Below are 13,480 nucleotides of genomic sequence, written 5' to 3'. Positions count from 1 at the left end.
CATGTTCTTCATCTGGTCCTGCTCATACTCCTTTAATTCCTCAAGGGTAAATGGCAGACCCACTTCCTTTGCCAGCGGAACAATAACAGCTTCCACTGCCTTTTCACGCATAGCAGCATCATCTGTAGAAGCCCCGTTCTTCTCTGCGAAATCCTTATCCAGAGCATTGAGCTTTTCAGCCAAAGCTGCATCCTGAGCCAACTTGTCATAAAACTTTCCTACATTTTCCTTTGCCATGATGTATTCCTCCTTAGTATTTAAATATTGTTGTTTACTCTTGTCCTTTATATCCATGAGAGAATAAAAGTGTTATCTCTTTTTTACTTTTCTGCAAAAAATTTGGAATTCCTGCACAATAAAAGAGCAGTCCATAATGAACTGCTCTCGTAGACTAAAGCTCGTTATTCACTTTCGCCTCCAATTGGGCCATCGGAACCACCTAATATGAAGCAATAGGCCGTGTTCCCTTTTCTCGTAGTCTTACCAAATCCAACACCAAGAAAAGCACAGTACGCGCCTGATTTGGAACTTTCACCATTACCACCACCAGCACCTTTAAATCTACCACCGGCCACCTGATCAAGCTCGTCCTCGGAAAGATTCATTTCCTTTAGCTGTTCCTGCTCATATTCCTTCAATTCCTCAAGGGTAAATGGCAGACCAACTTCCTTAGCCAACGGAATAACTATAGCTGCTACTGCCTTTTCACGAAAAGCAATATCATCTGCAGAGCCTTCATTGGTATCAGCAAATTTCTTGTCCAGAGCATTGAGCTTTTCAGCCAAAGCTGCGTCCTGGGCCAACTTATCATAAAACTTTCCTACATTTTCCTTTGCCATGATGTATTCCTCCTTAGTATTTAAATATTGTTGTTTACTCTTTGTCCTTTATATCCATGAGATGACAAAAGTGTTATAGAAATTAAAAAAATAATGGGGATAAAAGGAAATCAAATTACCTGCTCCCCAACTTCGGAGATAACGCGCTTCACATTATCAGCAAAAGCATTCCTGTCGGCTAGCAGAGCTTCATTGCAGTCTATTTTCTCGGCACGGGCCAGCAACTCTCCCCGTGAATTTTTTCGCGGTGTACCGTCCATATTCTTGCGAAGAATCTTTTCGCCCTTCTCGTCCGTTAAATATGTTCGGGTTACATGGGAAAAAAGAATTTCCCTGGCATCAAAAGTGGGGATTCCTGCCTGCCTTGCCAGCATCTCCGTTTGGTCTGTCAACAGATCACCCGCCTCATCCTCATCATAAGCCAGCAGCAAAAGGGACGGTTTTCTCCCCCTTACTACGGGGAAAAATTCCAAAATGCGAAAAGACATGAACATTCTCATGCTCTGCGTCCACCCGGAACGCATATAATAAGCGTTGGCCATGGACGTGGCGGTCATAGCCGCAGCCAGCCCACCTACCTCGAAAAGACTCACCGCATCAAGTTCTGACTCGCACAGAAATACCGGCTCCCCTGCCCTGATATGATCCTCGCAAAAGCACTTGCAGTATTCCAAGCACTGAGGGAAAAATCGTCTATCATCTTTATCAGGAATCCGTTTGGGATTTCTGACCATATAGGCCAGTGGCGTTGTGGGTATCACGGGAGCATTCTTCATGCCACAAAAGTCGGGGATTGCCCCCAGGCGAAAATGCGCCACCGTTTCCTTGGAAAATCCCCGCCTCTGCCAGTAGGAAGCAGATGCGGGATTTCTATACCAGGCCTCATATTGTTCTGTGTAATCCATCCGTGCGCTTTCCTCCCCTACAGTATTTTCCGGGGACTGAGGCTTTTCTCCCGTCCCCGGAAGCCTTCAGAACGCATTTTTCAACGTTTATAATTCTCCCAATGATCATAAGGACTACGCCAACCGCCTGCGACAGCATCCAACTGTTCAGGCGTGAGCTTCATAGAGGATAATTCTTCCAAATAGTTCTCAGCCTGCTCGACAGACAGAGGATAATCATGCGCCTTGGCAAACTCCACTAGTTCCTCTGCAGTTTCGCACTTGAAAGCCTGCTGAATGATTTTGTCTGATAAATCAATGTCATTTTTTTTCATAGTAAATCTCCCCCTGTCGTGTAAATGAAAGTCCAATAAGTTGTACCGCCGTACCCGTCAGTCATGATCCGAAGCTGTCGAAAAAGTCCATGCTGCAACACCGTACAATGGTACAGAGGCGCACCATAAACCAGATACATCTGCCTCGGGCTGCGGGAAAAACTTTTCTCCAATTGCGACAAAACTGCCTGCATCACATCCCCATCGAAAGGATTGAACATATAGAATATCTGATAGTGGTCCAACTCCTTTTCCAGCTCTGCCGCATTTCCGCAAAAACAAGCCACCCCTTCATCAGGGTCTGCCTCATCTCCCATCTGGTGGCAAAAATTAGGAATACCCAGTGCTTGCAGGTTATCCCGCAAACTGGCAAAGCAGTCCGCATCCGCCTCGATGGTTCCAATCCGACGAAAGCCAGCCGCCCAGGCAGCAATAACCGCAGCCCCCTTACCGCCACCCACATCCAGAACCGCGCTGCTTTTTTCGCAGGGCAAGCTCTCCAAGGCATCCAGTACCGTGCGAAAATCCGAGGGAAGGTGCTCCGCCTGGATTATCCCATTCTCCCTATATACCCGCCCACGCAGGTCAATCCCCACATGATGCTTCAGCCAATCAAAGTAGGTGAGTTGCGGATAGTCGCAGTCGGGGACTCCAGGATACATGCGGTGCCACAGAGGAATAACCCGTGCCCCGGCAGCCCGGCATACCTCCGTCATGCTGCTGTCCGGAACAAGGGGGGACGGGCAAAGGACCACATCCCCTGCCTCCGCCAGATAATGCAGAGATTTCAGTGCAAGATGCATACCGCCATAGGAAATGGACGATATCCCCACCAGTGCCTTGGGCTTCCTCCCCCAATATTTCTCCAAAAACCAGCGTACAAATTCCGTTCCCATGTCCATCCCGTAAAGAATCACCGGACTTTCCCGCGACTTTCCCAATGCCTCAGTCAGAGCATGACAGAATCTCTCGTAATCGTACTTCATTTTTTCCACCATCCTAGTTACAATTCCACTGCCCTGAGCATCAGATAGAATTTTGCAACCGGAGGCTTTGCCCCCCTGAACTTCACCTTGGCACAGTCTAACAGCACGCAAAGAGCCAGCTGCCCCTCCTTGCCGTCCTCCAACCGGAAGGGTATAGCTTTGCCGAAGGCCGTACCTCCAATGAGTCGCCAACGGCTGTCGGCCAGCCCCCGAGCCTCCAAAAGCTCCATGAGCTTTCCACCGTACCCCGTCTCCATGCATTGCTTTGCCTCCTCGGGACGAACCTTACGGAAGGAGCAAAACAAGCCAAAATCCTCACCAAGGGTTCCGTCCGGCATTATGTCGAACTGGTACTCTATCGCGGGCGAGATACGGGCTATCTCCCTGCAGAACCGCAACATATCCTCATCGTAGGCATGGAAGCCGATAGCCTCGAAGCATTCGGCCCAATAAGCTGTCTCCCTACCCAAACGCCTGGCCTCCTCTGCCATATAACCGCCGATGCGCATAGGCATCCCAGCCCGCTTCGGAAATAATCCAATATAGGCGGCATCCCAGCCGTAGGGCATATGGGCTGCAATGCTCAGATAGTCCGACAGCCGCTCGTTCTCTCCAACGCTTTCTAAAAAAGGAGCCAAGAAGTCCAGCCGGTCCCTGTGCTGAAAATATACACCGATAGAATCCTCCGCCTTCGAAACATCTATTGCGAGGCCACAGGATAAACCATCAGCACCGCAAATCTCGCTGAACCAGTCAAACATAGGCTGATAGGCAGCATAGCCCGCCCCCCTGCACTCTGCACCCCGTTGCACCCTGTCATAAACCAGCTGCATATCCACGCAGGGTTTGCCAGACAAAGGAAATTCCACATATACGGCTGGATTCGCACTGGAAAGCAGTGCCTCCTCAAATACCCTATGCAGTAGATGTAGACTTTCGCCGTAGAGCATTGGCCCCCGTCCTCCGCGTCCCGCGATGTCCAGCAACAGGTCAAAATTATCAGCTCCAGTTCTTCTCATGAGTGCATCCCCCATCTATAATAACGTGCAAAAGTTTCTCCCACCGCTACAGGTGGTGAGTACCTTATTAATGAGCGTCACAACTTCTTCCCCAAAAGAGCAGTTCATAATGAACCACTCCTGTAGCATAAAACTTTCCTACGTTTTACTTTGCCATGATGTCATCATCCTCATATTTTAATTTTGTTGTTTGCTCTTGTCCTTTTTATCCATACTCAAAAACTTATGAAAGATAGAACCAATATTATAATCATGCCTGATGGGACAAAAAAACGGAAAAAGACTCGCTATTCTTCTATTAAAAAGAATTAAGCATAAAAAACCGCCTCGGATGAGGCGGCTGTTTAGTAATGACCCTTGCACTGTGCAATCTCAACAGTATTTTCTATTACCCGATATACGAGTCTGTTTTCTTCGTCGATACGGCGACTGAACCACCCCTGCAGGTTGTGCTTCAGAGCTTCAGGCTTGCCGATACCCTCGAGGACACCGTCACGCTCGACACTCTTTATCAGCTCATTTATCCGTTTTACAGTTTTCCTGTCCTCCAGCTGCCAGTCAATATATTCCTGCCATGCACGACTGGACCACTTTTTACTCAACCTCAACTAATTCGTGCTCCTCTCCACCGCCAGCTTCTAATTCTGCTATGGATTCTGCAAGATACTTCTGGTTCTTTTCACTCCAGAAAGGATCAGCAGTTACTGGAAATGGGATAGACCGTGTTCTGACCATGGCTTTCAAAAATATGGTATATGCCGTGGAAAGGGTGAGTCCCATTTCAGCACACAATTCTTCTGCCTGAGCTTTCAGCACTGGGTCAACTCTCATGGTAAGCGTACTTGCCTTCATTGTTATCTCCCCCTTTATTTTCTCTAATTATATCAAATTGTAATGACTTTGCAAATACATTGTTTAATAAAAAGACTATATATATCATTTGTGGGTATCCCAGTTTTATTATATTACTTTTTATTTTTACCCTTTATTTTGCGGTGATCATCAGCATTGACGCTGACTTCAACGACTCCATCCTCATCATGTCTATTAAATTCGTTGCGCAAAATTACCACAGTCTCAACGTGTGGCGCAATGATTCAAGCGATATAAAGTTGCCTGTCATCATAGGGTAGTTGAGCTGAACAACGCAATTAAATCTGGTCGCTCAATAGTTGAGATTATAGCCACGATAGCATTACTTCAATCCAGAGTTCCAAGTATTCTTTCCTGCTACAAAATACAACAATGTTTTATATATACCAAAAAACTCCCAGCCGAAACCAGGAGCCATAGAAATCAAAACTATTAAATTAAAGCATTTTTCTTGCCGATTTCCTTTACTTGTTCAACGGTGAGCTTGGTAGCACGGGCAATCATCTCTATAGATAATTTTTCCTTAAGCAACTCTATTGCGACCTCAGCCCTGCCTTCGGCTCTGCCTTCAGCTCTATTTCTCTCAATTACCTCACACATCTCGCTCACTCCTTCCTCCGTAGTCTTAAATCTGCGTTTACGACTTGATGTTGCTGGGAAACGGTTATCATCGTAGACATTATCTTCAGTAAAAACATCCATCAGCAATGCCACATCTGAGCCATCATCCACTTCAGCATTAACATAAATCTCAGCAAAACCGTTATCTGCCAACTTACCAGTCTCTCGAACTATTCTATCTACATGATACAATGCTTTGCCGGATTTGAAAACATCAAATCTGGATATAAACACAACAATTACGTCAGGTACATCCTTAAACTTATCACCAGGGTCAGTAACATTAGTGGTAAGTAATGCCCCATTATAGCGTACACGTCGCTGATGGTCATCGTCATCTGCCTTTTGAACCTCGATATTAACAATGCGCCCATTACCTAACGAGCATTTAACATCTAACGTACAAGACCGACCCTGAAGATTTTTTGCCACAAATTGAGGTACATTATCCAATATCCTCAGCTCTTTATCACCTAAGATTACCTGCAATATTTCCTGGCAAAAACTTATATCCTCTGCCATCTTTTGAAACAGTGCATCATCTATTGGGTTAAGGCTCATTGCATCCTCGCGGATCTTAGCTTTGTTACTCATTTAAAAATACAAATGCCGCCCAGCAAATTCTTGCACGATTTCGCAGGGCGGCATTTCTTGCTTTTTACTTCAGGTTCTTATCAAAGAAGGCAAACAGCTTGTCAAACGGAATCTTGTCCATCTGGTCATAAAGGTCTACATGGGTAGCACCAGGAACGACGATTTCTTCCTTCTCCCCTTTGATGGCGACATAAACATTGTCGGAGAAATACTTGGAATGCGCCTTGTCCCCGGTAATCAGCATGACCGGCGTCTTGCCCAACTCATCAATATTGCTCATAAGCTTGAAGTCAAAGAAGCCATACGGGGTTACCGAATCCCAGGCCAGCTTATTGGAGTTGATGGCGCGCGGATGGAAGGCGCGGCCTACATAGTAGCCGAAGAAATCCTTGATGACAGGACTGGCATCCGCAGGCAGTTTATCCGGGAACATAGTATCGAAGGTCTCCACATTACCATTAGCATCCACCCCCAGCTCATGGGCTCCGCGGATGGCTTTGCCGATCTTGGCTTCTTCATCACGCATCTTGGCCAGATGCTGTTTCACGAGTTCCCGCTGCTCCGGCGTGTAGTAAGCACCATTATAATGGTCGCTGATACTTTCACTCATATCATACATAGCCGAGGTTGCCACGGCCTTGATACGGCTGTCACTGCCAGCAGCGGTGATGGCCATGCCGGACAGACCGCAGATGCCCATAGCCCCCACCTGCTCCGAATTCACAAATTTCAGATTGGAAACGAAATCCACAGCGGCATGGTAGTCTTCCGTAAAGATTTCTGGGGAGCCCATATTGCGGCGGCTGCCACTGCTCTCACCGGTGGTGGAAGGATCAAAGGCTACGGCCACATAACCATGCTTGGCAAATTCCTGTGCATAAAGACCGGAGGACTGTTCCTTTACTGCGCCGAAGGGTCCCGTAATTACAACTGCTTTATACTTCTTGTTGGCATCAAAATCCCTGGGCAGATACATGTGACCGGCCACTTCAAAGCCAAAACGGTTTTCAAATTTCACATTCTTGGCTTCAATGGAGTTGTCAATCTTGAATACACGGGTGTCATTGTCCAGCTCGCTGATCGAAGAACGCTGCATCTGCGAAGCTGCCGCCAGAGCTTTAGCCGGAGTTGCCGCCATCGTCACATTGCTGCCCATGATGCCAAAAGACATTACGCCTGCCATCAGGGCTGCCAAAACCATCTTTTTGTTCTTGCCAATTTTCTTCATCATTTTCATTCTCCTTACTTTGTACACAATTTATATCTTAAAATTAAACCGGCTCGTTTGCAGGGATCAGCGCCAGATTCATGCTGCCCTTATGGCACTGACTCCAGAATATAATCCCGGCGGCAACAATGAATACCAATCCGCCACAGACAACATACTCTGTTCCCCAGGCTTCAATGAACATGCCGCTTATCGCTGTTCCCGCCATACAGCCCAGATTAGCCGCCGTGAGAAAGAGGCCATTGGCAAAATCCGGTGCCTCCGGCGCGGCATGGGATAGCCAATATTGGTTTATATTGGCATTGATGCCTGCCAGCAGTCCCCAGAAAACTGTAAGGACCGCCACCAGGGGGAAGGCATTTCCTCCCAAGAGAAACAGCAGATACACAGCCCCAAGGAAAAAGGGGAAGATTTTCACTGTGCCTATGGGGCGGCTAGAGAGAAGATTTCCTGCGATCATACTGCCAAAGATGTTGCAAAGGCCGTAAACAAAGAGCAGCAAACTTACCAAGGTTGGAGACAGCCCCGAAACGCTGGCCAGATACTCCGCCAGGTAGTTGAACACACCGAAAACTGAGCCATTGAGGAAGATGACGGCGAAAATAGATGCCCAAACCATGGGCTTTTTCAGCACCGCCAGCTGCTCTCCATAAGCAAGCCGCCCCTCTGCTGGCATGGAAGGAACTAGGAACGCCGTTGCCAGCATAACGAGGAATGTCGTTATGGCAAAGAAGGACATTGAGGCCGTCAGCGAAATATTTTCCGCCAGGAAGTTGCTGATAGGGACCCCCACCACCATCCCTGCCGATACGCCAATGTTGATCTTTGCCACTGCCTTGGGCGCATCTTTTGCTCCCGCCAGAGCCGCTGCTACTGTAAAAGCCATGGAGCAGTAAACTGGATGTAAAAATGCCGGCAGCACCCGCACTACCAGAAGAAGGTTAAAATCTTCGGCAAAAACGGAAATCGTATTGCACACCGTGAATACTCCCAACACCAGCAACATGATATATTTGCGGTTGAAACGGGAAAATACCAGCGGCATGGTCGGCCCGGCAACTGCTACCCCTAAGGCAAACAAACTGATAAGCAGCCCCGCATGGACTATGGTCACGTCATAGCGCTCGGCGATGTATGGCAAGATTCCGATAAAGCCCATCTCTGTATTAAGGATGCTGAAGACCCCTGTGGCCAAGATAAAAATCAGGAGATTTTTGTTATTCAACATGACTTCTTTCCTGCCTTTCCTGTTGATGGTTTAATGATAACATGGTAGTATATTGATTACAAATACCTATAACAAATACATATTTATGCTTAAAAGTAATTCATTTAACCAGCAGCCAACACAGACCAAAGGAGTTGTTTTGCCATGGAACTGCGCGTGCTCAAATACTTCCTTACCGTGGCTCAGGAAGAAAGCTTTTCCCGGGCAGCGGAAAAATTGCATCTATTTTACATCCAGATTCTATTATGGTTGGTTTTAAACCAACCCTCAGCCAAGCCCTCCAAGCTGGCTAGAAAGAGGCCGTCAAGCGGCTTCTTTTTTTGCTTATCTAACACAAGTAATTGCCCATCGTAACTATTCATGTTAAAATTAAGTTATCATATTACTTTCCGTATAACGTTTTCCTTTTATGTGCTACATTTTTGTAGTTGTTCCTTCCTTTGCCGGTCTGTATGACCGGCTCTTTTTTTGCTTATTTACAAGAGTAGTTGCCTGTTGTAACTATTTATGTTAAAATTTATTCATACCATTCCATTTGCTGGCCCACTCCAGCAAATATTAAAGCCGGCCCTCCATGCCGGCTTTTCCTAGAATATTACTCCTTACCATATAACACACAATATTACTCCTTTGCTGGCGAACACACCAGCAGGAAAAAGACTGGTCCTCGGACTGGTCTTTTTTCTTTTGCCCAAAACTAAAGGGCCATTCTCTGATCTGAGAACAGCCCTGTGATTGTTATTTAGTAGAATGACCCGTTTGAAGGGGTCGCATTGGTACCGCCGACCACCTTGTCATTTCTATTTTTTTTCTATTATGATGACATGTTTGCCTTCATCCCTCATGTTATTAATAAACGTTAAACCCATACCAGGTCTGAGCTCGCCGTTGTCTCTCATCTTGGCTATTTTCCTAAGTTCATCTATCTTACCTGCCTCAGCCAACTTATCCAAATCATTCATATTTCCATCATAATTCCCCTGAGCGACATGATAATCGTAACTACCAATACGGTTCTTCACTTTTGTGACAAGATATACCCTCGCGCCGCCGACCACCATATCAAGTTCCATGTCGTCCATCTTGTTCATGAATTTCTTTTCCATTTTATTTCCCTCCTTAAAATCTTTGAGTGTCGTTTTTCTTTATCCTTTATATCCCCGGAGGTTGAAAAGTGTTATAAAATTTTTTGGCAATACTTATCCACACTAATTAAAAATATTCCCCGGAGCCAATGGAAAATCCAAAACCAGATAAACGGCTGACCAGAATTATCAAGGAATATCCAAGCCTTGATGAAAAGACAAAGGATATGATTGATGCTATAATCAGGATAAGTAAAAAATGATGGTTCAAGGGGGATTTATATTATGAACAAAATCGTTGAAGCATTAAAAAAAGCTGGTACTTTCTTTATTGCCACCGAGGATGGCGAGCAGCCAAGAGTCCGTCCTTTTGGTGCTGTACTGGAATATGATGGCAAGCCTTACCTTTGCACAGGCAATACCAAGCCATGCTTTGCCCAGATGAAAGCCAACCCTAAAGTGGAAATATCAGCCACTTATCCAGATCACACATGGTTGCGCCTTACAGCCAAAGTTGAGCCAATAGACAATGACAGCATTCGTGCTGCCATGCTGGAGGAATACCCAGAACTGAAGGGAATGTACCATGTCGGGGATGGAATCTTTGAAGTATTGGAAATCAAAGAAGCCAGCGGTGGCATATATTCATTCGTTGCTGAACCGGTAAAATTGTGATAGCTGCGCCCTGCTTTTGCAGGGCTTTTCTTTTGCCCAAAATAAAGAGCCGTTCTCTGAGTTGAGAACAGCCCTGAGATTATTATTTTGTTGAATTACCCGCCAAAATCAGCGGGTCGTATTGGGCAGAGCACTCAAAGATTCCATTGTACAGACAAAATATCAATCTCAGCGAGTTGAGGCAAGGGCACCACTAGAACAGGGCAATAAATTCCGGCGTATCTGCCCAATCCTCCAGCAGCGGAGGTGGCGGTGGCAGCTTACCCACGCCATCCCGTGATAGTTTATTCTTGAAATGACGCCAGATTTCATCCTGGTGTGGTAATTCTCTGTCCATAAATGTTCTCCTTAAAATTAAAAGACCCAACGTGGTCCGCATCATGGAGAGGCGTGTTGGGTTCTGTTGGATTTATTGTATTCTATTTGCTATAAAAATTCAACGAATTATTTACTCAACCTCAACTAATTCGTGCTCCTCTCCACCGCCAGCTTCCAACTCTGCTATGGATCCTGCAAGATTTTCGCTCAAATGTGAGTAGCTTATCTTTGTCTAAAATTAAACAAGTCATTAACTGATTATTTGTCACACAGGCCAGACAACTTTATCTTTACCATTTGCAGGTAACCATTTCAGTAGGAAGGAACGGAAGTTTTGGCTAGCCTGAGTAAGAACTGTAGATTTATCCCAGACAAGATATACGGTTTGACCAATATCATCGCCTGTGCCTAATGGCTTTGAAATTATATCCGGGTGATTATTCAGTACAGCAGAGTAATCATAGCTAAGGTTTATAGCCTGATGCCGAAGAATCAGGTCGGTGATAATCATTTCATCGGCAGTTTCGGCTACAATGTCAACATTTAATCCTGGCAATAGTATATATTTATCAATATTATGTCTGAAACATTGATAGGCCCGCCCCTTGCTGACGATGCGCGCGCCTTCCAGATCCGCATAATCAATTTTTTCTCTGCCGGCCAGCGGATGCTGGCGATGGAGCCGCGCGCAGTACCGTGAAAAGAACAGTGGTTCAGCTTCGAAACGATTTTTGTCAGCTTCTCCTGTGACAATGGCAAAGTTGCATTGCTTTTCCAGCACGCCCTTCAAGGCTGCATCATCTGTCGTATCCACAGTGCTGAGAATAATATCTGGGTATGCATGGTGAAAATTCAAAAGGAACTCTGCCCCCAAGTAAGCCATAATGTGATCAAGCGCATATATAGTCACCACGCTTTTGGATTGGGACGCCAATGTGCTCATGCTCGCAATGCTCCGATATTCTGCCAGCAGCCGCTGCACATGCGGTAACAGTGCATTGGCATAGTCAGTAGGAACAAGGCCATGCGGATTACGGATAAAGAGCAGCTGCCCTAGTTCTTCCTCCAAAGTCTTAAGCATCTTACTGACACCTTGCCGCGACACATAGAGCTTATCTGCGGCACTTTGAATATTGCCTTGCCTATATACTTCGAGAAAATATTCCATTTGCTTCTGATTCATCAAATCCCCCCTCCTATTATTTTACAGCAACCTTTTTATTGCGTCAAAAGAGAATTTCCTTGCTTGTTGTACCTCAATATGGGCATTATACTAGAAGCATAAATTAGATAAAGCAATTCATAGTTTACAAAAAGGAGACATGACCATGAAATTGACACAAATCCGCAATGCCACCAACCGCCTTGAATATGCCGACAAAACTTTCCTGATTGACCCGTGGCTGATGCCCAAGCACCAGTTTTCCTTCGTCGATGTTCCCGGCAAGCCTTATCATGTGCCGGATGAAATGAAGGAGCATTTGCCTATGCCCTTCTATGACCTTCCCATGCCGATGGAAGAAATACTCGCCGGAATTGATTATTATCTGGTAACGCATATCCATCCCGACCACATCGATATGTCCATGGATGGTACTGTGGGCGCACCTTTGGACAAGAATGTGCCTGTAATTTGCCAAAATGAAGCAGATGCCACTGTCTTCAAAAAATCCGGCTTCCACGATGTGACCGTACTTTCCGACGCAGGCAAGCTGTTTGGCCAAGCAAAGCTGACCAAGGTACCAGCTCTCCATGGCACAGTAAATCCCTGTGGTGATGCAATGGGGATAATGTTTGAAAGCGAAATGGAAAAAAACTTTTATCTAGCCGGTGATACAATATGGTATTCCGCAGTAGCCGACTCCTTGAAGCGTTGGAAACCGGAAGTCGTAGCACTCAACTGCTGTGCCGCCGAGACGGTGGAAAATGGCCGACTAATCATGGATGCCGAAGATGTCCACTGCGTTGCCAAGACTGTGCCTAACGCCAGACTGTATCTGACGCATCTGGATAATGTTGCCCATGCCGCACTCACCCGCCATACACTAAAGGGCAACCTTGCCGAACGTAATGTAACTAATTATGATATGCCAAAGGACGGTCAATCTATAATTTATTGAGGCTCTCTCCATGAAGCAGGCAGGAGTTTAAAATAAGTGCCCTGACACACAAGTCAGGGTATTCTTTTATTCAAAAATATACCTAATGGCACAATAAAAGAGCAGTCCATAATGAACTGCTCTCGTAGACTAAAGCTCGTTATTTAGGCTGTTCTCGAGTCGCAAACACGGCCGTTAGAAAAACCTAATAAGAAGCAGGCAGCTGTATTCTTACGCTTCTTATCTTTAACTACGCCGATACCAACCCCCACGATGGCACATGCTGCTTTGTACGAAGGTTTTCCATTTGGTAAGCTACCACTACCTGCAACACCTCCACCAGCTACTTGATCAAGCTCATCCTCGGAAAGATTCATTTCCTTTAGCTGCTCCTGCTCGTATTTCTTTAATTCCTCAAGGGTAAATGGCAGACCAACTTCCTCAGCCAGTGGAATAACGATAGCTTCTACTGCCTTTTCACGAAAAGCAATATCATCTGCAGAGCCTTCATTGGTATCAGCAAATTTCTTGTCCAGAGCATTGAGCTTTTCAGCCAAAGCTGCGTCCTGGGCCAACTTCTCATAAAACTTTCCTACATTTTCCTTTGCCATAATGTATTCCTCCTTAGTATTTAAATATTGTTGTTTACTCTTGTCCTTTATATCCATGAGAGAATAAAAGTGTTATCTCTTTTTT

18 protein-coding genes are annotated in these 13,480 nt (G+C 45.8%); 3 read left to right on the top strand and 15 right to left on the bottom strand.

Features of this window, described 5'->3' with window-relative positions; all coding sequences use genetic code 11:
• The 11 genes from T355_RS0111840 to T355_RS14365 all read right to left on the bottom strand — a co-directional run.
• A partial coding sequence (locus tag T355_RS0111840) for a Nif11-like leader peptide family natural product precursor (protein WP_027397935.1) occupies positions 1–237 on the bottom strand: 237 nt, incomplete at its 3' end.
• 164 nt (positions 238–401) lie between these two features.
• Positions 402–839: a Nif11-like leader peptide family natural product precursor gene (locus T355_RS0111835; protein WP_027397934.1), complete on the bottom strand. Its 438-nt coding sequence runs from the start codon at positions 837–839 to the stop codon at positions 402–404.
• Between the two features lie 110 nt (positions 840–949).
• Entirely contained in the window at positions 950–1,744 is a 795-nt protein-coding gene (locus T355_RS0111830; RefSeq protein ID WP_027397933.1) for a hypothetical protein, read from the bottom strand.
• 80 nt (positions 1,745–1,824) lie between these two features.
• Positions 1,825–2,058 carry a DUF2624 family protein gene (locus tag T355_RS0111825; RefSeq protein WP_027397932.1) on the bottom strand — a complete coding sequence of 78 codons (234 nt, stop codon included), beginning with the start codon at positions 2,056–2,058 and terminating at the stop codon, positions 1,825–1,827.
• Positions 2,055–3,155: a hypothetical protein gene (locus T355_RS0111820; protein WP_155851732.1), complete on the bottom strand. Its 1,101-nt coding sequence runs from the start codon at positions 3,153–3,155 to the stop codon at positions 2,055–2,057. Before T355_RS0111820 ends, T355_RS0111825 begins: the two co-directional genes overlap by 4 nt.
• Positions 3,062–4,063, bottom strand: coding sequence for a hypothetical protein (locus T355_RS0111815; protein WP_027397930.1), 1,002 nt, complete (start codon positions 4,061–4,063; stop codon positions 3,062–3,064). The genes T355_RS0111820 and T355_RS0111815 overlap by 94 nt, the downstream gene beginning before the upstream one ends.
• A gap of 344 nt (positions 4,064–4,407) precedes the next feature.
• A complete protein-coding gene (locus T355_RS0111810; RefSeq protein WP_027397929.1) occupies positions 4,408–4,665 on the bottom strand; it encodes a Txe/YoeB family addiction module toxin in 258 nt (85 codons plus the stop codon).
• The gene (locus tag T355_RS0111805; RefSeq protein ID WP_027397928.1) at positions 4,658–4,915 is read right to left on the bottom strand and encodes a type II toxin-antitoxin system RelB/DinJ family antitoxin; all 258 of its coding nucleotides are present in this window, start codon (positions 4,913–4,915) and stop codon (positions 4,658–4,660) included. Before T355_RS0111805 ends, T355_RS0111810 begins: the two co-directional genes overlap by 8 nt.
• Before the next feature lie 453 nt (positions 4,916–5,368).
• Entirely contained in the window at positions 5,369–6,151 is a 783-nt protein-coding gene (locus tag T355_RS0111800; RefSeq protein ID WP_027397927.1) for an Rpn family recombination-promoting nuclease/putative transposase, read from the bottom strand.
• A 64-nt stretch (positions 6,152–6,215) separates the two neighbouring features.
• Positions 6,216–7,382, bottom strand: a complete 1,167-nt coding sequence (locus T355_RS0111795; protein WP_197019585.1) for an alpha/beta hydrolase — start codon at positions 7,380–7,382, stop codon at positions 6,216–6,218.
• A gap of 40 nt (positions 7,383–7,422) precedes the next feature.
• Complete coding sequence (locus T355_RS14365) at positions 7,423–8,607, bottom strand: MFS transporter (RefSeq protein ID WP_037330160.1); 1,185 nt, start codon at positions 8,605–8,607, stop codon at positions 7,423–7,425.
• 144 nt (positions 8,608–8,751) lie between these two features.
• On the opposite strand from T355_RS14365, the gene T355_RS15630 reads away from it, so the two are divergent.
• The gene (locus T355_RS15630; RefSeq protein ID WP_071997210.1) at positions 8,752–8,961 is read left to right on the top strand and encodes a LysR family transcriptional regulator; all 210 of its coding nucleotides are present in this window, start codon (positions 8,752–8,754) and stop codon (positions 8,959–8,961) included.
• A gap of 446 nt (positions 8,962–9,407) precedes the next feature.
• Here T355_RS15630 and T355_RS0111785 read toward each other — a convergent pair whose 3' ends face one another.
• Entirely contained in the window at positions 9,408–9,713 is a 306-nt protein-coding gene (locus T355_RS0111785; RefSeq protein WP_027397925.1) for a hypothetical protein, read from the bottom strand.
• Between the two features lie 264 nt (positions 9,714–9,977).
• Here T355_RS0111785 and T355_RS14360 point away from each other — a divergent pair, with 264 nt between their 5' ends.
• Positions 9,978–10,367, top strand: coding sequence for a pyridoxamine 5'-phosphate oxidase family protein (locus T355_RS14360; RefSeq protein ID WP_037330159.1), 390 nt, complete (start codon positions 9,978–9,980; stop codon positions 10,365–10,367).
• 193 nt (positions 10,368–10,560) lie between these two features.
• Here the strand turns inward: T355_RS14360 and T355_RS15335 are convergent, their stop codons facing one another.
• Both T355_RS15335 and T355_RS0111765 read right to left on the bottom strand, forming a co-directional pair.
• Positions 10,561–10,704, bottom strand: a complete 144-nt coding sequence (locus T355_RS15335) for a hypothetical protein (RefSeq protein ID WP_155851731.1) — start codon at positions 10,702–10,704, stop codon at positions 10,561–10,563.
• A gap of 246 nt (positions 10,705–10,950) precedes the next feature.
• Positions 10,951–11,868: a LysR family transcriptional regulator gene (locus T355_RS0111765; protein ID WP_027397924.1), complete on the bottom strand. Its 918-nt coding sequence runs from the start codon at positions 11,866–11,868 to the stop codon at positions 10,951–10,953.
• Between the two features lie 145 nt (positions 11,869–12,013).
• Between T355_RS0111765 and T355_RS0111760 the strand changes: the two genes are divergently transcribed.
• Positions 12,014–12,805, top strand: coding sequence for an MBL fold metallo-hydrolase (locus T355_RS0111760; RefSeq protein ID WP_027397923.1), 792 nt, complete (start codon positions 12,014–12,016; stop codon positions 12,803–12,805).
• 143 nt (positions 12,806–12,948) lie between these two features.
• On the opposite strand, the gene T355_RS0111755 is transcribed toward T355_RS0111760, so the two are convergent.
• Positions 12,949–13,395, bottom strand: a complete 447-nt coding sequence (locus T355_RS0111755; protein WP_027397922.1) for a Nif11 family protein — start codon at positions 13,393–13,395, stop codon at positions 12,949–12,951.
• Positions 13,396–13,480: the final 85 nt, after the last annotated feature.

The organism is Anaerovibrio lipolyticus LB2005, from assembly GCF_000621545.1.
In the GTDB taxonomy this organism is placed as follows: domain Bacteria; phylum Bacillota; class Negativicutes; order Selenomonadales; family Selenomonadaceae; genus Anaerovibrio; species Anaerovibrio lipolyticus_A.
This window is presented reverse-complemented; position numbering and strand designations above follow the sequence as displayed.

What these genes read in the sequence shown, in the direction of transcription:
- T355_RS0111825 (WP_027397932.1), bottom strand. Translation starts at nt 2,058, where the DNA reads ATGAAAAAAAATGACATTGATTTATCAGACAAAATCATTCAGCAGGCT.
- T355_RS0111795 (WP_197019585.1), bottom strand. Translation starts at nt 7,382, where the DNA reads ATGATGAAGAAAATTGGCAAGAACAAAAAGATGGTTTTGGCAGCCCTG.
- T355_RS0111815 (WP_027397930.1), bottom strand. Translation starts at nt 4,063, where the DNA reads ATGAGAAGAACTGGAGCTGATAATTTTGACCTGTTGCTGGACATCGCG.
- T355_RS14360 (WP_037330159.1), top strand. Translation starts at nt 9,978, where the DNA reads ATGAACAAAATCGTTGAAGCATTAAAAAAAGCTGGTACTTTCTTTATT.
- T355_RS0111800 (WP_027397927.1), bottom strand. Translation starts at nt 6,151, where the DNA reads ATGAGTAACAAAGCTAAGATCCGCGAGGATGCAATGAGCCTTAACCCA.
- T355_RS0111760 (WP_027397923.1), top strand. Translation starts at nt 12,014, where the DNA reads ATGAAATTGACACAAATCCGCAATGCCACCAACCGCCTTGAATATGCC.
- T355_RS0111835 (WP_027397934.1), bottom strand. Translation starts at nt 839, where the DNA reads ATGGCAAAGGAAAATGTAGGAAAGTTTTATGATAAGTTGGCCCAGGAC.
- T355_RS0111785 (WP_027397925.1), bottom strand. Translation starts at nt 9,713, where the DNA reads ATGGAAAAGAAATTCATGAACAAGATGGACGACATGGAACTTGATATG.
- T355_RS15630 (WP_071997210.1), top strand. Translation starts at nt 8,752, where the DNA reads ATGGAACTGCGCGTGCTCAAATACTTCCTTACCGTGGCTCAGGAAGAA.
- T355_RS0111805 (WP_027397928.1), bottom strand. Translation starts at nt 4,915, where the DNA reads ATGAAGGCAAGTACGCTTACCATGAGAGTTGACCCAGTGCTGAAAGCT.
- T355_RS0111755 (WP_027397922.1), bottom strand. Translation starts at nt 13,395, where the DNA reads ATGGCAAAGGAAAATGTAGGAAAGTTTTATGAGAAGTTGGCCCAGGAC.
- T355_RS0111830 (WP_027397933.1), bottom strand. Translation starts at nt 1,744, where the DNA reads ATGGATTACACAGAACAATATGAGGCCTGGTATAGAAATCCCGCATCT.
- T355_RS14365 (WP_037330160.1), bottom strand. Translation starts at nt 8,607, where the DNA reads ATGTTGAATAACAAAAATCTCCTGATTTTTATCTTGGCCACAGGGGTC.
- T355_RS0111765 (WP_027397924.1), bottom strand. Translation starts at nt 11,868, where the DNA reads ATGAATCAGAAGCAAATGGAATATTTTCTCGAAGTATATAGGCAAGGC.
- T355_RS15335 (WP_155851731.1), bottom strand. Translation starts at nt 10,704, where the DNA reads ATGGACAGAGAATTACCACACCAGGATGAAATCTGGCGTCATTTCAAG.